Source organism: Mucilaginibacter rubeus, from assembly GCF_014643835.1.
Taxonomy (GTDB): Bacteria; Bacteroidota; Bacteroidia; order Sphingobacteriales; family Sphingobacteriaceae; genus Mucilaginibacter; species Mucilaginibacter rubeus.
Genome location: NZ_BMKD01000003.1, coordinates 626,457 through 647,884 on the forward strand (window position 1 = coordinate 626,457; position 21,428 = coordinate 647,884).

Annotated in this window: 17 protein-coding genes; 15 read left to right on the forward strand and 2 right to left on the reverse strand. The window is 44.5% G+C overall.

The genetic code is table 11. From position 1 onward, the window contains the following. Positions 1–26 precede the first annotated feature (26 nt). Positions 27–431 carry a VOC family protein gene (locus IEX80_RS12925; RefSeq protein WP_188833120.1) on the forward strand — a complete coding sequence of 135 codons (405 nt, stop codon included), beginning with the start codon at positions 27–29 and terminating at the stop codon, positions 429–431. 95 nt (positions 432–526) lie between these two features. Here the strand turns inward: IEX80_RS12925 and IEX80_RS12930 are convergent, their stop codons facing one another. Beyond that, entirely contained in the window at positions 527–1,846 is a 1,320-nt protein-coding gene (locus tag IEX80_RS12930) for an SGNH/GDSL hydrolase family protein (RefSeq protein ID WP_188833121.1), read from the reverse strand. Between the two features lie 19 nt (positions 1,847–1,865). Then, entirely contained in the window at positions 1,866–3,089 is a 1,224-nt protein-coding gene (locus IEX80_RS12935) for an OmpP1/FadL family transporter (RefSeq protein WP_188833122.1), read from the reverse strand. 215 nt (positions 3,090–3,304) lie between these two features. Between IEX80_RS12935 and IEX80_RS12940 the strand changes: the two genes are divergently transcribed. The 14 genes from IEX80_RS12940 (at position 3,305) to IEX80_RS13005 (ending at position 21,416) form a co-directional block, all read left to right on the forward strand. Further along, the gene (locus IEX80_RS12940) at positions 3,305–4,192 is read left to right on the forward strand and encodes a helix-turn-helix domain-containing protein (RefSeq protein WP_112651847.1); all 888 of its coding nucleotides are present in this window, start codon (positions 3,305–3,307) and stop codon (positions 4,190–4,192) included. Between the two features lie 304 nt (positions 4,193–4,496). Beyond that, positions 4,497–6,293, forward strand: a complete 1,797-nt coding sequence (locus tag IEX80_RS12945) for an acyl-CoA dehydrogenase FadE (RefSeq protein ID WP_188833123.1) — start codon at positions 4,497–4,499, stop codon at positions 6,291–6,293. A gap of 219 nt (positions 6,294–6,512) precedes the next feature. Continuing rightward, positions 6,513–7,256 carry an electron transfer flavoprotein subunit beta/FixA family protein gene (locus IEX80_RS12950; protein ID WP_188833124.1) on the forward strand — a complete coding sequence of 248 codons (744 nt, stop codon included), beginning with the start codon at positions 6,513–6,515 and terminating at the stop codon, positions 7,254–7,256. 173 nt (positions 7,257–7,429) lie between these two features. Next, on the forward strand, positions 7,430–8,407 hold the full coding sequence (locus IEX80_RS12955) for an electron transfer flavoprotein subunit alpha/FixB family protein (RefSeq protein WP_090523882.1): 978 nt from the start codon (positions 7,430–7,432) through the stop codon (positions 8,405–8,407). A 12-nt stretch (positions 8,408–8,419) separates the two neighbouring features. Continuing rightward, a complete protein-coding gene (locus tag IEX80_RS12960) occupies positions 8,420–8,863 on the forward strand; it encodes an acyl-CoA thioesterase (RefSeq protein ID WP_208057802.1) in 444 nt (147 codons plus the stop codon). A 79-nt stretch (positions 8,864–8,942) separates the two neighbouring features. Next, positions 8,943–9,212, forward strand: a complete 270-nt coding sequence (locus tag IEX80_RS12965) for an acyl-CoA-binding protein (protein WP_090523886.1) — start codon at positions 8,943–8,945, stop codon at positions 9,210–9,212. 320 nt (positions 9,213–9,532) lie between these two features. Further along, the gene (locus IEX80_RS12970) at positions 9,533–9,985 is read left to right on the forward strand and encodes a DUF2147 domain-containing protein (protein ID WP_188833125.1); all 453 of its coding nucleotides are present in this window, start codon (positions 9,533–9,535) and stop codon (positions 9,983–9,985) included. Between the two features lie 39 nt (positions 9,986–10,024). Then, positions 10,025–12,403, forward strand: coding sequence for a 3-hydroxyacyl-CoA dehydrogenase/enoyl-CoA hydratase family protein (locus tag IEX80_RS12975; protein ID WP_188833126.1), 2,379 nt, complete (start codon positions 10,025–10,027; stop codon positions 12,401–12,403). A gap of 26 nt (positions 12,404–12,429) precedes the next feature. After that, on the forward strand, positions 12,430–13,605 hold the full coding sequence (locus IEX80_RS12980; protein WP_188833127.1) for an acetyl-CoA C-acyltransferase: 1,176 nt from the start codon (positions 12,430–12,432) through the stop codon (positions 13,603–13,605). Positions 13,606–13,635: 30 nt separating this feature from the next. Beyond that, positions 13,636–15,450 carry an AMP-dependent synthetase/ligase gene (locus IEX80_RS12985; RefSeq protein WP_188833128.1) on the forward strand — a complete coding sequence of 605 codons (1,815 nt, stop codon included), beginning with the start codon at positions 13,636–13,638 and terminating at the stop codon, positions 15,448–15,450. Between the two features lie 3 nt (positions 15,451–15,453). Beyond that, positions 15,454–16,230 carry an enoyl-CoA hydratase/isomerase family protein gene (locus IEX80_RS12990; protein ID WP_188833129.1) on the forward strand — a complete coding sequence of 259 codons (777 nt, stop codon included), beginning with the start codon at positions 15,454–15,456 and terminating at the stop codon, positions 16,228–16,230. A 6-nt stretch (positions 16,231–16,236) separates the two neighbouring features. Next, positions 16,237–17,148, forward strand: coding sequence for an SDR family oxidoreductase (locus IEX80_RS12995; RefSeq protein ID WP_229701619.1), 912 nt, complete (start codon positions 16,237–16,239; stop codon positions 17,146–17,148). Positions 17,149–17,306: 158 nt separating this feature from the next. After that, positions 17,307–17,822: an SHOCT domain-containing protein gene (locus IEX80_RS13000; RefSeq protein ID WP_188833130.1), complete on the forward strand. Its 516-nt coding sequence runs from the start codon at positions 17,307–17,309 to the stop codon at positions 17,820–17,822. Between the two features lie 606 nt (positions 17,823–18,428). Continuing rightward, a complete protein-coding gene (locus IEX80_RS13005) occupies positions 18,429–21,416 on the forward strand; it encodes a SusC/RagA family TonB-linked outer membrane protein (protein WP_188833131.1) in 2,988 nt (995 codons plus the stop codon). Positions 21,417–21,428 lie beyond the last annotated feature (12 nt).

The following is a 21,428-nucleotide window of genomic DNA, read 5'->3' on the forward strand; positions in this document are numbered from 1 at the left end:
CTTAATCATACAAACAGAATTAAACTATGAAAAAAGTAACGGGCCTTGGAGGCGTATTTTTTAAATGCGACGATCCGAAAGGTATGAACGAATGGTATGTCAAAAACCTTGGACTGCCTTCCGGCCAATACGGGACAACGTTTGAGTGGCGGCATGCAGATGATCCGTCGAAAATAGGGTCCACCTCCTGGTGTACGTTCCCGCAGGATACCAAATATTTTAATCCGTCGACTAAGCCTTTTATGATTAATTACCGGGTAGAAAATCTTGTTGCACTGGTAGACGAATTAAAAAAAGATGGCGTAACCATTATTGACGAGATTGCCGAGTATGATTATGGCAAATTTGTTCATATTCTCGATCCGGAAGGGAACATTATTGAGCTTTGGGAGCCAGGCGATGAATCGGAACCGGATAGTGCTGCGGGATAATTTAGTTCTAAGTTGAAAGTCTTGAGTTCTAAGTTAGGATTTATCCCTATCGACTTAGAAATCAAGACTTTCGACTTAAGACTTCTGACTAATGATCAGGGAAACTTAACCCCGTTATAATCTGATATATTCACCTGTGGTATTGATGAGTTGTATTTATCATTAATGGCTTTGATAAATTCATTGGCCACAATTGCATAGCCCCGCGGTGTAAGGTGCACTCCATCCAATGAGAACAGACCGCCGCTGATGTAATTTGAGTTAACGCTTACACCGTCAACCACCATCCCGTTCAGTTTAATATTTTGCAGAAAGGTATATGCATCAAATACAGCCAGGCCTTTTGCCGCCGCTACAGATTTTATGGTGGTGTTATAAGAAGTTACATAATCCCCGGTAAGGGCAACTTCCTTTTCGTCAAGTACATATTGGTTATCTATCGGCGTATATGGCGTTAAACCGTAAGGCAGGTTGCCAACAGGAGTTGCAACCAGCTGCCCGATCTTGCTTGTGGGGAAGGTCAGTACGATAAGATCATTAGGCGTCGCTACGCGCGGCGCATAAGTACTGCCAGAAACCAGCGCGTTGATATACAATGCTTTTGCATTCGGGTTGGCTTTTTGCACGCCGGCCAGTATTGCAGAAACGGTGATGGTATTAAAATAAGGTATGGAAGTTACATCGGGTACGGTTGCAACCACGCCTTTTTGCCCCTTGGCAGTGAGGGTGTTGATCAATACATTATATAGGGCAGCAAAAGTATTTTTATCTGTCAGCACGTCGCCGGCCCCACCGGATGTGGCGTAGCTTAAAGCGTCATTGTTCCCCAGCCAGTTTGAGAAGAAAGTGAATGGCTTCGACATTACAAAATCAAGATAGGTGGTGGAGTTTGTTGGCGCGTTACCAGGCAGCAGTCGTTCAAAATACCCGTTAAGGTTGCCATAAGGTGCGTAGGTGATATGCATCAGCTTAATGCCGGGCACACCGTAATTATTGATATCGCCGGTATATTTGGTATATAAAGTTACGTTTCCGAAGCCGGGTACTGGCAATAAGCCGCGTACTGCCAGATTGGTAGTTACAGGAGTTGTAATCGGTGTGCCATCGGCATTAAAGCCGGTAAGTGATAAATACCCGGACCCATTTGCCTGGGCCGTGCTGAATAGCGGCTGCGTAAATGCGCCCCCGCCCACCGACTGCATTTGCTTGCCGATGATGCTGGGATAAGATACCTGCTGACCTGCAAGGTATAAGCCACCATCGGCATACCCGGCGGTGAGCGAATTACCCAACGCAATGTATCGTGAAAAATCAACAGATCCTGCGGATGGTTTTGGTGTATGGATTTCGGGCTTGCAGGCACCTAATAACAGTAACCCTGCAACAATATAAATATGTAGTTTAAACGTTTTCATGAACTGATTTCTTTAAGGATTACCAATGATAGGCTAATGAGATACCTGGTATGTAAACATCGGTTTTAAATGTTCCCGATAATTGCGATTCGATATTGGTTTGCGTGCGCTTCATTAGGTGCTCATACTCAAAGGAGATATCTATATCCAGGCGTTTGGCTACGGTATAACCTAAGCCCAGGGTACCATAAACCCGGTTGGCATCTGGCACTTCGGGAGTTACATAGCCATCCAAAACAGCGGTGCCGCCATAACCGCCGCCAAAACGCAGGGCCAGTTTATCGGTAGCCTTATATTGAGCGCCCCCGCGTAAGCTAAACGCCTGTTGGTAGTTCCGGGCGGAGTGGGTGTCCTGTAATACAGCCGTATTGTTTTTATAATCAAACGATAGCGTTTTATAACTATCCCAGTTAACCAGATTAACATCCATGGCCAATATCCATTTGCTGCTGGGGTAAAAGCCGAAACCGATGGAGTTAGTGGCCGGTAAGGGTATGGTTGAACTAAAGGTATTGGGCTGAGGGAAACTACTTTGCAGCGATGCAGGTACAGTAAAAATAGCGTTCCCTGCCGAAATAGTGGTATTTACCTGCGAGCGGTGTGTGATCCCTATGGTAATACCTGCTTCTGTTTTGAAGTAAACGCCCGCGTTCCACCCGTAGCCCTTGCCGCCGCCTTTCAACCGGGCCTGCCCTGGGTCGCCGCTGCTGTTTGCAAGTGGGATAGCCCGCGTCAGATCAACGCTGCCGTGGTTGTAAACGAAGCCTCCGCCGATACTCATCCAGTCGGCCAGTTTTATACTTAATGTTGGTTGAATATAAATAGCTTTCAGGTCGAGGCTTTCCAACACATATTTGCCCTGCCAGGTATTGCCCCAGTCGGTTAAGCCGCCAAAAGGAGTATAAACGCCAAGTCCCAGTTTCCAGAAGGAAGATTTGGGCCCCCATACCGCATAAGCATGGAACGGGGTAGCAACTTTGTTGGAAGTATGGTTCTGTATTGAGGTTCCGGCGGGGTTGAAAACAGATTTGAACAGTAAAGGGCTTATTCCTCCCTGTATGTAATTTTCGGGCAGCATGGCTACCGCGCCCGGGTTAAAAAATACGGAAGCGCCATCCTGTACGATACCCGTACCTGTATGGCCCATTCCTATTTGCTTTTGCCCCCCCAGGTTCACCTGGAAACCCTGGGAAAAAGCTAACAGCGGTGCTGCGGTGAGCACCAATAGTAGAATTTTTCTCATAAAAATATAATTGGTTCGTGACAGGAAATTGCTTGTAGGTTACAATTTGAAACTGTCAGGGATAAAATTAGTTTGGATTAAAAAGAAAAAAAGGGCTATAATGCGGAGATATTAGTCAAAAAGTCGGATAAAGCTTATTTTTAATATCAGATAAGAAAATTGCTTTACAACCGTCTTTAATAAATACAATAGTTAAAATTATATATCTAAACTATATGAATAATAAAGTTGGACAATTAAGCCTGTCGAAATTTGCAGATCTTTATGCAGACAAGCTGGCTGGTGCCGATTTTTTTGTTGTTGACGAAAAGCAATTATTGAGCCTGAGCGAATATCCTTATCGTTCGGACGGTTATATTATAGGCATTTGTACCAGGGGCACAGCCAAAGTAGAAGTAAACCTGCAGGTTTACGATGCCCGGCCGGATGCCATGCTTCTGGCAACCCCCTTTCATGTTTTGAGGATTTACGATAGCAGTGCCGATTTTTTATGCCGGTTTGTTGTTTTCAGCAAAGCCTTTTTAATCGAAAATAACGCCAATAGCCATTTCCTTGAATCATTCAGTTATTTTAACAGCGCATCTATCCCGGTAATTTATCCGGGCAATGCCGATGCCAAAATGATCCTGGAAATTTATTTATTGATCCAGCAAAAATTAGCGCGCGAAGGGCATCCTTATGATGTTGAAATATCCAGGAGCATTTTGATGACACTGCTTTATGAAATACAGGCCATTTACGAAAAGCAACACCTGATAATAAAAGGTAAACAAACCAGGAAACAGGAACTAAACGTGCTTTTCCAATCCCTCATTTTCCATCATTATAAAGAACATCGGAGCGTGCAATACTATGCCGACGCGCTGTATGTATCTCCCAAACATTTAACCGAAACCATTAAGGAAGTAACCGGGAGAACCGCGGGGGAATGGATAGACGACGCGGTAATATTGGAAGCCAAAGTATTACTGCGAAATCATGAGATCAGCATTGCACGCGCGGCCGAGAGCATCCATTTCCCCGACCAATCATCGTTTGGTAAATATTTTAAGAAACATACCGGCATGTCGCCTTCTGATTATAGGGCGATATCTGCGCATTGATTGTTTATTAGTTAATTAAGTAATAAAAAAATATGTCATTGCGAGCGCAGCGTGGCAATCTCGTAGCCAATGCATGTCCATCTGCATAGCTACGAGATTGCTTCGTCGTTCCTCCTCGCAATGACATGGGTTTTTAAACCATCATTCCCAGTCGATCTTCAGGTTTCGGACACCAACAGCCTTTTTCCACCCTCCCATTCTCATCTTCTTTCCGACTTTTTGACTAATATCTCCGCATTGCTGCCCTTTCTTTGGCTTCATAATGCCTCTAATTTTACTCCTGATTATAAACCAATAAAACTTTATGAATGCCACAGAACCGATGAAAGCCATAAAAGGAGGGGAGTTTCTGATCAGGGAAACTTCTGCGGAAAGCGTTTTTATTCCTGAAGAATGGAATGAAGAGCAGTTGATGATCGCCGAAACATGTACCAATTTTTTGGCACAGCAGGTAACACCAAACCTGCAGCGTATTGACGAGCAGGAGGAGGGGTTAATGCGCCATTTAATGGACGAAGCCGGTGCGCTTGGATTGTTAGGTATATCTGTACCGGAAGAGTATGGCGGTTTTGGTAAAGATTTCAAAACGGCCATGCTGGTTACAGAAAAGTTAGGTGCAGGCCATTCATTTTCGGTTGCTTTTTCGGCGCATACAGGTATAGGTACCCTGCCTATATTATACTACGGCAATGATGCCCAAAAGCAAAAGTACGTCCCCAAACTGGCCAGCGGCGAATGGAAGGGGGCTTATTGCCTTACTGAACCTGCTGCGGGCTCAGATGCTAATTCGGGTAAAACCAGGGCAAAGCTTTCTGCAGATGGTAAGTATTATCTTATCACCGGGCAAAAAATGTGGATCACCAATGCTGGTTTTGCCGATGTGTTTACGGTTTTTGCCAAGATAGATGACGATGAAAACTTGAGCGCGTTTATTGTTGAAAAGGATTTTGAGGGTCTTTCGTTAAATACGGAAGAACATAAAATGGGGATCAAAGGGAGCTCAACGCGCCAGGTTTTTTTTAATGATTGCAAAGTGCCGGTTGAAAACCTCCTTTCTGAAAGGCAAAACGGTTTTAAGATAGCCGTTAACATTCTTAATCTTGGCCGCATTAAATTAGGAGGTGGAACAGTTGGGGCCAGTAAGGATGTGATCACCTCATCGGTACGTTACGCCAATGAGCGGGAACAGTTCGGTCGCGCTATTTCCAAATACGGAGCGATAAAATATAAACTGGCCGAACAGGCCATCCGTACTTATGCTGCTGAATCGGCTGTGTACAGGGCCAGTCAGAACATGGAGGAGGCTACAGAAATGTTAATTGCATCGGGCATTGATGAAAACAAAGCCAAACTGAAAGGCACTGAGCAATTTGCCATCGAAGCTGCAATTTTAAAAGTTCATGCTTCTGAGGTTTTGGACTATGTAACCGATGAAGGTGTGCAGATCTATGGTGGTATGGGATATAGTGCCGAGGCACCGATGGACAGGTCGTACCGCGATTCAAGGATCAACCGGATCTTTGAGGGCACCAATGAAATCAACAGGTTGTTAACAGTTGATATGATGCTGAAGCGTGCTATGAAGGGCGAGCTCGACCTGATGGGACCGGCCCAGAAAGTAGCCGGTGAATTGGTAAGCATCCCTGATTTCGGCGCTGCTGAAGAGGAGGGTCTGTTCACTAAAGAGAAGAAATACATAGCCAATTTTAAAAAGGCCATATTGATGGTAGCCGGTGCGGCTGTTCAAAAACTAATGATGCAATTGAGCAAAGAGCAGGAAGTATTGATGAACCTGGCCGATATGCTGATAGAGCTGTATGTAAGCGAATCGCTGCAATTGAGGGTAGAGAAATTGGTTGGCTTAAGGGGCGAAGAAGCGTGTAAAGAACAATTGGACATGATGCGGGTGTACATCAATGACGCGGCCGAACATATTGCCAAATCGGGTAAAGAAGCACTGAACTCATTTGCCGAAGGCGATGAAAGAAGGATGATGCTCATGGGACTTAAGCGTTTCACCAAAACCGAAGATATTAATACTACCCAGGCACGCAGAAATGTCGCAGCCAAATTGATCTCCGAAAATAAATATTGTTTTTAGTGCTTCATTTAAGATAAAAAAAATCCCCTCTTGAGAGGGGGTGCGAAGGAACGAGTGATAGCAGGGGTGTGTTTATGCTGTATGCTTATCAAAGCAGAGACACACCCCTCCACCCCTCTCAAGAGGGGAATCGCACAATCCCCTGCCTTTTACGTTAACGGCAACAATCCCCTCGCTTATTTTTCAAATAACATCAACCTAAAAAACAAAATTCTGATAATGAAAATATTAGTGTGTATAAGCCAGGTGCCCGACACCAGCACCAAAATTGTATTAAAAAATAATAATACTTCTGTTAACAGCGATGGGGTTACTTATGTGATCAACCCGTATGATGAATGGTACGCGTTGATTAGGGCTATCGAATTAAAAGAAAGCGGTATCGCCACCGAAATTCATTTGATAACTGTAGGTAAGGCCGATGTTGAGCCCGTGATCAGGAAAGCGTTGGCGTTGGGTGGCGATGAAGCTATCCGTATTGATGCTGAGAGCAATGACCCTTATGAAACGGCTCATTATATAGCCGAATATGCCGCCGGGGTTGGTTATGACCTTATTTTATGCGGCAAAGAATCTATCGATTACAATAACGGAACTACAGGTGCCATGCTGGCCGAATTGCTTGATCTCGATTATATTGGTTTTGCAACCGGGATCAGCATAGAGGCCAATGCTGCTGTGGTAAATCGTGAAATAGAGGGCGGTGAAGAAACAGATGCCTGTAATTTACCGCTGGTTATTTCCTGCCAGAAAGGTGTTGCCGAAGCCCGCATTCCCAATATGCGCGGCATCATGGCAGCACGTACGCGTCCGTTAAAGGTCATTACGCCTTCAGGAATAGCTGCAGTAACCGAAATACTGTCGTATGAATTGCCGCCTGCCAAGGCCGGTATCAAGCTGGTAAGCCCGGATGATATGGATGAACTGGTAGAGCTGTTGCATACAGAGGCTAAGGTTATATAATGTCAATTATTATTAAATGTAGAGACGCATAATTGCGTCTCCCGAATGCAAATTATGGCAATTGAAAAAGATAAGTAAAGCCGCTTGTCCTGCGGGAGACGCAATTATGCGTCTCTACCCGAAAAACTTAAATAGTTTTTAAACAGTTAACTTCTAACTAAAAAAACAAAAAAATGTCTGTAATAGTATTGGTGGAACATACCGGAGGAATTATAAAAAAGCAAAGCTTTGAGGCTGTGCAATATGCCGCTCAAATAGCCCCAAAAATGGGCACTACGGTAACTGCCGTTGCTTTAGGCAGCGTTACCGAAGCTGAAATGGAAAACCTTGGCCAGTACGGTGCTCAAAAAGTGCTGCACGTTGCCGATAGCCGGTTGGACGAGTTACACTCAAGGGCATATGCCAGCGCGTTAATAGCCGCAGCACAAAAGGAGAATAGTAAAGTAGTTGTAACCCTTCATGATATCAGGGGCAGGGCGGTAGCGCCGCGGATAGCTGTAAAATTAAAAGCAGGCCTGGTAGCCGGGGCGCTTTCTTACCCCGATACGGAAAAAGGCTTTGTGGTCAAAAAAGCCGTGTTTTCGGGCAAGGCATTTGCGTATGTAAATATTTTAAGTGAGGTAAAGGTGATTATGCTGATGCCTAACACTTTCCCGGCGAAAAAGGAGGAGGGTAAGGCGATTGTTGAGCAATTGGATGTTAGCTTTAGCGAAAAGGATTTTGGCGTAAAAGTGAAATCGGTAAATAAAGTGACCGGCGAGGTGCCGCTTGCCGATGCCGAGCTGGTTGTTTCGGGAGGCAGGGGTTTAAAAGGCCCGGAAAACTGGGGCATACTGGAAGACCTGGCGAAAGAACTGGGCGCCGCTACGGCCTGCTCGCGCCCGGTAGCCGATTCGCACTGGCGACCGCATCACGAGCATGTGGGCCAAACAGGTGGCACCGTTCGCCCAAATCTGTATATCGCAGTGGGAATATCCGGGGCTATCCAGCACCTGGCCGGGGTTAACGGTTCAAAAACTATTGTAGTGATCAATAAAGATCCCGAAGCCCCATTTTTTAAAGCAGCCAATTATGGTGTAGTTGGTGACGCGTTGGAGATTCTGCCACGACTGACTGCTGCTGTAAAAAAGTTTAAGGAACATCATCAATAAATAATCAGGGCTATGGAGTTTTTTTATGAAGGACAGGTGCTGTGGTCGCAGATAGACTCGAACCAGCACATGCGGCATTCTGCATATGCCGATCTTGCAGCACAGGCACGCATCACCATGCTTGAAAGCCTGGGTTTAAAACTGCCTACACTTTATGAATACAAAATAGGGCCTGTATTATTCAGGGAAGAAATGATTTACCTGAGAGAGATCGGGATCAATGAGCAGATCAGGGTAACCTGCCAGCTTACCAAATCCAGGCCTGATGGTTCCCGCTGGGCAATCAGGCATGAGCTGTACCGGGGTGACGGTGTTAAAGCCGCAATCGTAAATGCCGAAGGTTCATGGATAGATATGGAAAAGCGTAAGCTGGCCGTATTGCCTTCAAAACTAAGCCAGATGTTTATGAAGGCGCCCCGGAGCAGTGATTATGTGGAAGAGGCCAATCCAGCCTGAAATAATTAAATAGTGTTGAATATCAGTTTATAAGCTTTGGGCTTTATGCCTTCTGTTTTTAGCTTTAAATAATTTATCTATGACCGATCTGAAAGGCACTTTTGAAAGGGCCGTTAAAGAGAGTAAGGAACTACCCTCAAAACCTGATAATGAAACATTATTACGCCTGTACAGTTTATATAAGCAAGCAACGGAAGGCGATATAAATACAGAAAACCCTCCGGGTATGTTTGATTTTGTAGCTAAAGCAAAATATGATGCCTGGCTAAAACAGAAGGGCACTACCGCCGATAATGCCATGCAGCAATATATCCAGCTTGTAACGCAATTATCAAATAAAACCAGCTAACTTTAATTCCGAAATATTGACAAATGTTTCCGCCGTTTAGACCTTTATAAAGCACCGCAGAAATAGATATTTGTTATTATAAACCATCCCGGTATCGGGGATATGATTAGAATCTATTAATTCACATAGATAATTAAATAATAATAACCAGGCTATTAGCTTTAAGCCTTGTGCATGCTGCTTTTAGCTTTATATAAACCATTTTATAATTCTACTCTGTCTCTTTTTAGGTGGCTTCCAATACCCGTATTGATATTGGGTAAGTGCGACAGATGACCTAAAAACCGACTTGTTTTTAACTATAAAAAACACCTAAGGCAATGTCAGCATCAAAAAAACATTTCACCCGTTTTGTATTAATCCTGCTAACCATTGTGGCGGCAAGCATCAACGCAAAAGCGCAAACCGATAAAATTGAAGGTTTATGGTACAACGATGTAAAAACCGCCAAAATCCAGATCACTAAAGAAAGCAACGGTAAATTTTATGGTAAGGTGGTATGGCTTAAGGAACCATTAAAAGATGGGAAGCCGAAAGTTGACGAAATGAATAGTGACGAAAAATTACGTTCAAGGCCGAGGCTGGGCTTACCCGTACTGGCTGATTTTGTGAAAGATGGGGATAACAAATACTCGGGCGGAACAATTTACGATCCTAATAACGGCAAAACGTACTCCTGTAAAATGACCTATAAAGGTAAAACCCTGGATATCCGCGGATACATTGGTATTTCGCTTTTCGGGCGGACAACAACCTGGTCGCGGGCAGAGTAAATTAAAGATAAAGAGTTTTAATAACACAAGCAGATACTAATGAATGCTAAACGAATTATAAAAAAGGTTGCAGTATTGGGGTCGGGAGTAATGGGCAGTCGTATCGCCTGTCACTTTGCAAATATCGGCGTACAGGTACTGTTGCTTGATATTGTACCCAAGGATGCTCCGGCAGATAAAAAAGCGCGGAATAAAATTGTTAATGACGCGCTGGACTTCGCGTTAAAGTCAAACCCTTCGCCCATCTATCTCAAATCTTTCGCAAAACGTATTACAACCGGCAATTTTGAAGATGATATGCCCAAAATTGCGGATTGCGACTGGGTTATAGAGGTAGTTGTGGAACGGTTGGATATTAAACAACATGTGTTTGAAACAGTAGAAAAGTACCGTAAACCCGGCACACTGATCACTTCCAATACATCCGGTATCCCAATACATTTAATGGCCGAAGGCAGGAGCGATGACTTTAAAAAATATTTCTGTGGAAGCCATTTCTTTAACCCTCCCCGGTATTTAAAATTACTGGAGATCATTCCCACAAAAGACACCTTAGCGGACGTTGTTGATTTTTTGATGGACTATGGCGCAAAATACCTGGGAAAAACCACAGTGTTAGCCAAAGATACGCCGGCATTTATCGGTAACCGTATCGGGGTTTTCAGCATCATGAGTGTGCTGCATTATGTGGAGCAAACCGGTATGACGGTTGAAGAGGTTGATAAACTGACAGGGCCTGTAATAGGTCACCCAAAATCGGCCACCTTCCGCACCAATGATGTGGTGGGTTTAGATACGATGGTACATGTTGCCAACGGTCTTTACAAAAACGCACCCGATGATGAGGCAAGGGAGTTATTCAAAATTCCTTCATTTGTTGAGGGAATGCTAAAAAATAACTGGCTGGGCAGTAAAACCGGGCAGGGTTTTTATAAAAAAGAAAAAGGCGAAGGTGGAAACCAGTTTTATGCGCTCGATCTGAAAATGCTTGATTACAAGCCCTCTCAAAAAGTAAAATTTGCCTCGCTGGAAACTACAAAGGCGGTTGATAACTTAAAAGATAGGCTCAGGATCCTGGTTGCAGCAAAAGACAAAGCCGGTGATTTTTACAGGGCTACCTTTTATCAGTTATTTGCCTATGCCAGTAACCGCATCCCCGAAATAGCCGACGAACTTTATAAAATAGACGCAGCCACCAATGCGGGCTTCGGCTGGGAACTGGGCCCATTTGAAAAATGGGACGCGCTTGGTGTTGAGGATACGGTAAAAGCCATGGAAGCGGCAGGGCACAAACCGGCCCAATGGGTATATGATATGCTTGCGGCGGGTGCAAAAAGCTTTTATAAAATAGAAGATGGCAAACGCCTGTATTATGATATTCCGTCGAAAAGCTACAAGGTGATTCCTGGTACCGAAGGCCTTATTTTGCTCGGTAATATCCGGGAAACAAATACGGTGTGGAAAAATAGCGGTACTACCATTACCGATATTGGTGATGGTATCCTGAACCTTGAGTTTCATACCAAAATGAATACAATAGGCGGTGAGGTGATTGAAGGCATCAATAAAGCCATCACCCTTGCCGAGGCAAGCTATAAAGGCTTAGTTATATCAAACGAGGGCGCAAATTTTAGCGCAGGGGCCAATGTGGGTATGATATTTATGATGGCCGTTGAGCAGGAGTTTGACGAGCTCAATATGGTGATCAAGGCTTTCCAGAACACGATGATGAGGATCCGTTATTCATCAGTTCCAGTGGTTATAGCACCTCATCAAATGGCCCTGGGTGGCGGCTGCGAAATGTGCCTGCATGCCGATAAGGTAGTGGCACATGCCGAGCTATACATGGGTTTGGTTGAGTTTGGTGTTGGCTTGATTCCCGGAGGCGGGGGCACAAAGGAATTTGCCCTGCGCCTTTCAGACGAACTACAGGAAGGTGACGTAGAACTCAATAATTTCCGCGACCGTTTTTTAACCATCGGCCAGGCCAAAGTATCTACTTCGGCTTATGAGGCTTTTGAATTTGGCTATCTTAAAAAGGGCAGGGACATAGTGGTAGTATCGCGCGAGAGGCTCCTTGCCGAAGCTAAACAGCAATGCCTGCAGATGGCGAACGAAGGGTACATACAGCCTATTCCGCGCGGTGATATCAGGGTACTGGGTAAGCAGGCCCTGGGTTTAGGTTATGTAGGGGCCAATACTATGTACAGCGGTAATTACATCAGCGAGCACGATGTGAAAATTTCGCAAAAGCTGGCTTATGTGCTTTCGGGCGGTGATCTGTCCCAGCCTTCCATAGTGAGCGAGGAATATTTGCTGGGGTTGGAACGTGAAGCCTTTGTTTCGCTTTGTACCGAAAAGAAAACGCTTGAACGGATCCAATCGATTTTAACCGGTGGTAAAGTGTTAAGGAACTAAATTTTTTAAGTATAAATCTCAATAAAATGAACGCATATATAGTGGCAGCCAGCCGCAGCGCTGTTGGAAAAGCTACCCGGGGCGGGTTTAGGTTTACCCGTCCGGATACGCTTGCGGCGGATGTGATCAGGCATCTGCTGGCATCAGTGCCTAATGTTGATAAAGAGCAGATTGATGATGTAATTGTAGGCAATGCTACACCCGAAGCCGAACAGGGATTGAATGTTGCGAGACTGATTTCATTAATGGCGCTTGATACCGATAAAGTACCCGGCATGACGGTGAACCGTTATTGCTCATCGGGACTGGAAACAATTGCCATAGCATCAGCAAAAATACACAGCGGTATTGCCGATTGTATTATCGCGGGTGGTGTGGAAAGCATGAGCCTGATCCCGATGGGGGGCTGGCGCATTGTGCCTAACGCCGATATTGCCCTTGCACATCCCGATTATTACTGGGGCATGGGCCTCACTGCCGAAGCTGTAGCTAAAGAATATCATATCGGCCGCGAAGAGCAGGATCAGTTTGCTTACAATTCGCATCAAAAAGCCATCAATGCTATTAAAGAAGGCAAGTTTAAAGAAGAAATAGCGCCGGTAAATATTGTGGAAACCTATGTAGATGAGAGCGGCAAAAAAGCGAAAAGGGAATTTAAGGTAGATACAGATGAAGGTCCGCGCAGCGATACCTCAATTGACGCGCTGGCAAAGCTTAAACCGGTATTTGATGTAAAGGGCGTGGTAACTGCAGGCAATTCGTCACAAACCAGTGATGGGGCGGCTTTTGTGATGGTGGTTAGCAAACGTTTTATGAAACAGAACAACCTTAAACCCATAGCCCGGCTGGTTAATTACGCCGTTGCAGGTGTGCCGCCGCGGATCATGGGGATAGGCCCGCTGGTGGCTATCCCCAAAGTGTTAAAAATGGCAGGGATGAAACAGCAGGATATTGATCTGATAGAATTGAATGAAGCTTTTGCTTCACAATCACTGGCGATAATAAAGGGGCTGGAGCTTAATCCCGAAATTGTAAATGTAAACGGAGGGGCTATATCGCTCGGCCATCCGCTTGGTTGTACCGGGGCCAAACTTTCTGTTCAGCTTTTTAACGAATTGAAAAGGCGCGAAAAAAAGTATGGCATGGTTACCATGTGTGTAGGCACCGGGCAGGGCGCGGCGGGTGTATTTGAACTGTTGTAGGAATTTACCTTTATCTAAACCATTGCAAGCATGGAAAAGGCGACAAGATTGTTTGATTGCATGATTACCCAGGCTAAGGAGCCTAAGGTGGATCTTTTGAATGCGAAGGAGAATGGTTCCTGGAGGTCATACAGCACCCAAGAAGTGCATGCCATGATCAACCAGCTATCCGCAGCCTTGTTGGCCCTGGGCGTTTCGGGCGGTGACGGCACTACCGAAGGCCGCGATAAAATAGGTTTGATAAGCAACGGCAGACCCGAGTGGATCATAACCGATCTGGCAGTACAGCAAACGGGAGCCATACTGGTCCCGCTATACCCTAATACAGGGACTAAAGAAATTGAGCAGATCCTGAACGAGGCCGAAGTGAAATATGTATTTGTAAGCAGCAAAGATTTATGCGATAAGGTTAAGGAAGTTCATTTAAATATACCCTCGTTAAAAGGCATATTTACTTTCGATAACATCGACGGCTGTGATTATTGGGGCACATTGCTTAAGCCTTTGCAAGAAGGTTATCAGCAAAAAATGCAGCAGATCAATGATCAGATTACTGAAGACGATGTGGCAACCATCATTTATACTTCGGGCACTACGGGCCGGCCAAAAGGGGTAATGATTACACATAAAAACATCATGACCAATGCCTCGGCATCCGGCGACATTCTCAGCCGGATCCCCGTTACAGAAAAGCGCGCTTTGAGCTTTTTGCCGCTGAACCACATTTTTGAAAAGATGTGTACCTATGTTTATCTGTACTACGGTTTTTCTATTTATTACGCCGAAAGTATGGACACCATCGGCGCAAATATGAAAGAGGTAAAGCCGTCCCTTTTTACCGCGGTTCCCCGCTTGCTCGAAAAAGTATTTGAGAAAATTATGGTGCAGGGGCAGAAACTAACCGGTATTAAAAGGAAGATCTTTTTCTGGTCGGTAAAACTGGCCGAAGCTTATGAAATTAATAATACCAGTCTGCGGTATAAGATCAAACTGGCCATAGCCGATAAATTGGTTTACAGCAAATGGCGTGCTGCTATAGGCGGAAATATAAAAGCCATCGTAGTCGGCAGTTCGGCCTGCCCCATTAAGCTGGAAAGAATTTTTACCGCTGCCGATATTGTTATTATGGAAGGTTATGGGCTTACCGAAACATCGCCTGTAATTGCTGTTAACTGTTATGAAAAAAGCGGAAGGAAATTTGGCACCGTAGGTCGTTTGCTGAGCGGTGTACAGGTGAAGATAGCCGCTGATGGCGAGATCCTCTGCAAAGGCCCGAATGTGATGCTGGGCTATTATAAAAACCCTGAACTAACGGCAGATGTACTGGAAGACGGCTGGTTCCATACCGGGGATATAGGCGAACTGGACCGGGATGGGTTCCTGAAAATAACGGATCGGAAAAAAGAGATCTTTAAAACTTCGGGCGGTAAATACGTGGCCCCGCTACCCATCGAAAATAAGATGAAGGAAAATTATTTTATTGAGCAGATGATGGTTGTTGGTGCGGAAAAGAAATTTGTCGCGGCGCTCATTGTACCATCCTACACTCATTTAAAGCCTTGGTGTAAGGACAATGACATCACTTTTTCATCCAATAGTGAATTGGTTAAAAATGCGAAGGTTATTGAGCTTTATCAATCCATTATCAATAACTATAATCCCGAATTTAACCATGTTGAACAGGTGAAGAAGATCACCTTGCTTCCTAATGAATGGTCGATAGATAGCGGTGAGCTTACCCCAACAGGTAAAATGAAACGGAAAGTGATCACCGAAAAATACAAAACCGAAATAGATAAAATGTATCCCTGCGAAGTAAGCGAAGATCCAACCCTTGTAAATTAACCGATGAATACATTTCAAACAACAATACAAGGGCGGTTGATAGTGATTTCGCTCGATAGGGGGAGGTCGAACGCCATCAATCATGAAATGGTTAAAGAGCTGACCTCTTGTATCAAAACGCTGGAGCATGATGATAACGTAGGCGGGGTTATTTTAACCGGCAAGGAAGGTTTTTTCTCGTCGGGGATCGACCTGATTGAGGCTTATGATTATGATGAGGCACAAAGCCGCGAGTTTTGGGTGGATTTTTTAGCCCTGCAAAGTGCCTTGGCTGGTTTCAGGAAACCTTTGGTAGCTGCCATTAGCGGTCACAGCCCGGCGGGCGGCTGCATATTAGCTATTTGCTGCGATTATCGGGTGATGATTGAAGGAGCATTTATCATCGGCTTAAATGAAGTTCCGGTTGGTATTATCGTTCCTGATAGTGTTTTTAGCTTATATGCATTTTGGCTTGGCCAGCGTAAAGCTTATCAATATTTGATGGAAGGGAAGCTGCTTAAGGTAAACGAAGCTTTAGAAGCCGGGCTTATCGATGACGTTGTTTCACCGGATAGGTTAATGAACGCTGCAATAGAAAAGGTGACAGCCTTTATGAAACTGAACCCGGTTACCTGGACGGAAAGTAAATTGAATTTGCGAAAGGAGTTGATAGGGAAACTCAAAGCCGACCAAACCGATACCCTGGACAAAATGCTGAAGCAATGGTGGGCACCCGAAACCAGGCAAGGTCTTCAAATGATGATCCAAAATTTAAAATCAAAAAATACAGATGTTAAATAATTGACGATGACAGATCCTAAAATTTCAAATGATGCTGCAAATCCAAACGCCGCGACTGCCGGTGGAATGTTAAGAGATGACGCTTTAAAAGGAAAAACCATCATTGTAACGGGCGGCGGAACAGGTTTAGGCAAGGCCATGGGGACTTACTTTTTGCATTTGGGTGCTAACCTGGTAATTACCAGTCGCAAATTGGATGTGCTGCAACAAACTGCAGCCGAAATGGAAGCCGAAACCGGGCGTAAAGTATTGCCAATAGCCTGCGACGTGCGGAAGTACGACCAGGTTGAAGCAATGTTGCAGCAAGCTATTGAAACATTTGGGCAGGTTGATGCACTATTGAATAACGCGGCAGGTAATTTTATTTCGCCTACGGAGCGTTTATCGGCAAACGCGTTTTCGGCTATCATTGATATTGTTTTAAAAGGTTCGGCCAATTGTTCGCTGGCTTTGGGCAAATATTGGATCAGAGAGAAAATGCCCGGAAACATCCTGAATATCATAACCACTTATGCTTTTACAGGTTCGGCTTATGTTGTGCCCTCGGCCTGTGCAAAAGGCGGTGTGCTGGCCATGACCAGATCCTTAGCCGTTGAGTGGGGCAGGCATGGCATCCGTGCCAATGCCATTGCGCCGGGGCCCTTTCCTACCAAAGGCGCATGGGAAAGATTATTGCCCGGAGATATGGCCCAAAAGTTTGATTTCAAAAACAGGGTGCCGCTTAAACGTGTAGGCGAACACCAGGAGCTGGCTAACCTGGCCGCTTTTTTGGTATCCGATTATTCAGGATACATTAATGGCGAGGTGATTACCATCGATGGGGGAGAGTGGCTGCAGGGTGCCGGTCAGTTCAGCGGGCTCGAAATGATACCAGATGAAATGTGGGATGATATTGAGAAGGCTACGAGGTCGGCGTAGGGTGGTCGGTAGTTAATAAATAGATTTTTTCAAAAAAACTCCGTGTAATTTGTTAATTGCTCCCAATATATTTCTTCATGCAAGTATGTTAGGTAATGTTTGTCAACTTGGAAAAGTTTAGGGTAATGGCTAAGTTTATAGTCACCAAGCTAAATCACATGAGAAAAACTTTACTCTTAATCTTTTTATGTATTCCGCAATTATTATTGGCTCAAATTCCGGGCGGCAAGTGGGATGGCCCCTTGATTACGAAATACGGCACATTTCACAAGGGAGATACGCTAAAAGTGGGTTTGGGTTCTGATCCGAATGGCGATTTTAAATTTATCTATCAACCTGCAAACGATTTGCTTGGAACTGATCAAGTGAACTTCCAAAAAATGTATGCAAGTACAAGGCTTATCGTAAAATATTTTAAAGAATGGGAATCTCACAAATTCGGGCTTAAACAATTTACCGTTGTAAGTTTCCCGTCAAGAAATGGTGTAGTCGAATTAGAAGCAGCTATCGAAGCTGGAGAGATAATCGTGCCAAATTTCAAGCCTAAACAATTAAATCAGGTCCCACAATTCAGTGTCGCCGACGAGTTAACAAAACTTAAAAGACTATTGGACGATGGTGTTTTAACGAAAGATGAATACGAATCGCAAAAGAAAAAGTTATTGGGAAATTAAAAAATCCAGTCTTTTTAACAGCTCATTCTAACAATGAAAAAGCCCGCCGCTCAACGGAAGACTTTCCAAAACAAGTTTTCCTACAAGGGCTCGAACCTCAATCTTCAAACATAGTGGCAAAACCTTTCAGATCATCTAAAAATTGGTTCGTGGGAGTGTCGGGCTTGCGTACTATTTTGGGTAAGTTGTCAACTCAACTGACAACTTTTTTCTATGGAATGAACTTTAGCTCCTCACACGCGCCTTACTTTTCCCTGTTACATCAATTCGGTTTGATCGGTGCTCAATTGAAAATGATAACCTTTTTTAATTGAGATTTTTCTCGTTTTTATTTGAATTATATACTTGTTATACAGGCGTTTGTATTTATTTGTTGTGAGATTTTTTGTGGATGCCGGTCGCGATTGTGTATTGGGGATTACTAACTTTCTAATTTCACAACGTACCAATTTGCGCTTTGCCAATACCTGGCGGCCATCAAAATCTCACTTTATGAAAACAGAAAACCGGGCTCATTCGCCGCCTTAATGGCACTCATTTTCGTCGTGGCCGGAGACCTTATTGCGCGGCCAATTAACCTCAAAAATCAATCTATAATTTCTTTTTATGTACAAGAAACTTTTACTCAGGCTAAGTGCCATAGTGCTCTGTTGTATTTTTACCGGGACGGCGCTGGCACAAAACAGAACTATATCCGGTACTGTTACGGATGCTGCCGACGGTTCGCCTTTACCAGGCGTAAGTGTTGTGGTAACCGGGATGTCGGTAGGTACTACATCTAATGCTAAGGGCGTTTATACGCTTAGCGTTCCCGCATCTGCTAAAACGATCTCTTTTTCATATATCGGCTACACATCCAAACAAATGCCGTTAACTGCCGACGCCACATTAAACGTAGCCCTTTCTGCGGCAAATAATTCATTGCAGGAGGTGGTTGTTGTAAGCGTTGGCTATGGCACGCTTGATAAACGTGAAGTATCGAGCGCTATTACACACGTTTCCTCAAAAGATCTGCTTCCGGTAGCCTCAAACAGCCCCCTAATGTCGTTACAGGGAAAGGTTGCAGGACTTAGTATTACCAATACTTCCGGTGCAGATCCCAATTCATCGCCCAGTGTTCAGTTGCGGGGCGTTTCATCGCGTAACGCGGGTTTAGGGCCGTTGTATGTGGTGAATGGTGTGCCCGGCGGCAACATTGATAATATCAACCAAAATGATATTGAAAGTATCGATGTGCTTAAAGGCGGTGCCGCGTCGGCTATTTACGGTACACGCGGAAGCAACGGCGTTATCATCATCACCACAAAAAAAGGCTCATCGCAGGCGCGTACGTTTTATGAAGGTTATGCCAGTTTTGACTATTTAACTAATCAACTGCAAAACCTTACACCCGAACAGTTTATTGCCGACAGGGTAAAAAATAGTCAGGGACAGGATTACGGCGCTAAAACAAACTGGATGGATGCGGTTACCAATTCGCCGGCATTTGCTCAAAAACATACGGTTCAATTGTCGGGTGGTTCTGGTAAAACGAATTACTTCGCATCGGCCGACTACCGCAATGCGGATGGAATTGACCTGCGGGCGCATAAAAAGGAATATGGCGCGAGGATCAACGTAAACCATACATCAGACAATGGCGTTTTCGTGGCTTCCTTGAATATCGCGCCCAGGTATATGAATACCAAAAACTCTGATCAGGGTAATTTCAACAACGCGCTCACTTTAAACCCGACTTATCCAATTTACGATAACCCAGGAAGGTACAACTATATCAATACCGGCTTTTTCTCCAATAACCCGGTTGAGAACGCTAATGTGATCAAATCTGAAGCGCAAATCAAAGAAATGGATCTTAACGGATCGTTAAAGGTAAATATTCTTAAAAGCCTGAGCACAACGGTAACGATATCTGAAATCAGTAAATCGACCAGGAGTTTCAATTTTACCCCTTCAACATTATCATCCATTTTGCACGCGGGCAAAATAACCCAAACCAATTTCGCATCGCAGCGGCAGGAAGAGAATGACCAGAAAAACGTGGAATGGACAGGAAATTATTCGCTCAATCTCGGTCAACATCACCTCAAAGCCTTAGGCGGTTATTCATATACCCTTTACAACTATAATACCTTTTACGCCCAGAATTATGATTTTCCATTCGATTCATACCTGTGGAACAATCTTGGCTCGGGTTTATACAACGGTGGTGCCGCCGGGCAGGGCCAATCTGCCGTAAGTTCAACGCAGAATGGCTCAACATTGATCTCATTCTTCGGTCGTTTGAATTATGATTTTAACAATCGTTATATTCTTACGGCAAGCTTGCGCAGGGAAGGATCGTCCAAATTTGGTATAAAAAACAAATGGGGTAATTTTCCTGCAGCTTCGGCTGCCTGGCGTGTATCCGAAGAAAGTTTCATGAAAGGCGCGCTGCCATGGGTAAACGATCTTAAACTACGTGCAGATTACGGCGTTACAGGTAACCAGGATTTCGATAGTTATCTTTCATTGCTGCTATATGGTGGTGCGGGCTATTTTCCGTACAACGGCCAAACTTACCAGGTTTATGGCCCTACATCAAACGTAAACCCCGATTTAAAATGGGAGAAATCGATCAATTTTAACGCTGGTATTGATTTTTCTATCCTGGATAACCGCATCTCTGGTTCACTTGATTATTACATCCGCAAAAACAAGGATTTGCTTGGTTATTATAACGTGCCCTTGCCGCCAAACTCCCAATCGCAAACCTTTGCCAACGTAGGTACTATGAAAAACTACGGCCTGGAATTGGCGTTGAATGGCAGCGTAATCAGTCAGCCGGATTTCAGTTATAACATAACCGCGGCGTTGGCTTATAACCGTAACAAGTTCATTTCCTTCTCTAACGATGTTTACAAAGGCGCGCCATTTGTTGAATTGGCCGGTTTGCCTGCTCCGGGATCGCCGGGTAATATACAGCGTATCCAGGAAGGACGTAGCATTGGCGAGTTTTATACGCTGCGCTCGGCAGGGGTGAATAAGGATGGGGCTTTGCAGGTTTATAAAAAAGATGGCACCATAGTTCAGGCCAACCAGGCATCATCAGATGATAAACAATTTGTAGGGAACGGTTTACCAAAGTTTATCGGTTCCATTGGCAATACTTTCAGGTACAAAAGGTTTGATCTGGGGATTTTTCTACGCGGCACATTTGGTTATAAAATATTCAATACCGCGGCTTTCTACATAGGTACGCCATCAAGCCAAAGCGATGCTAACGTGCTGCGATCGGCCTATGATGGTAAAAGTAAATACTCGTTGTTAACTAATTCGGCAACAACAGCTATCGCTTCCGATTATTTCCTGGAAAATGGCTCGTTCGTAAAAATAGATAACGTGGCTTTAGGTTATACCCAGCCGTTTAAAACCAAATACCTTAAATCAATACGTATTTACGCCACCGGCAGAAACCTGCACACCTTTACAAGCTTTACCGGCGGCGATCCTGACCTGGTACAGGTTAACGGACTTACCCCGGGCGTGAACACCTCGCTTAATTATTATCCGGCTACACTTCAACTAATCCTTGGCCTGCAGGCAACCTTTTAAAATTGAAAAGAC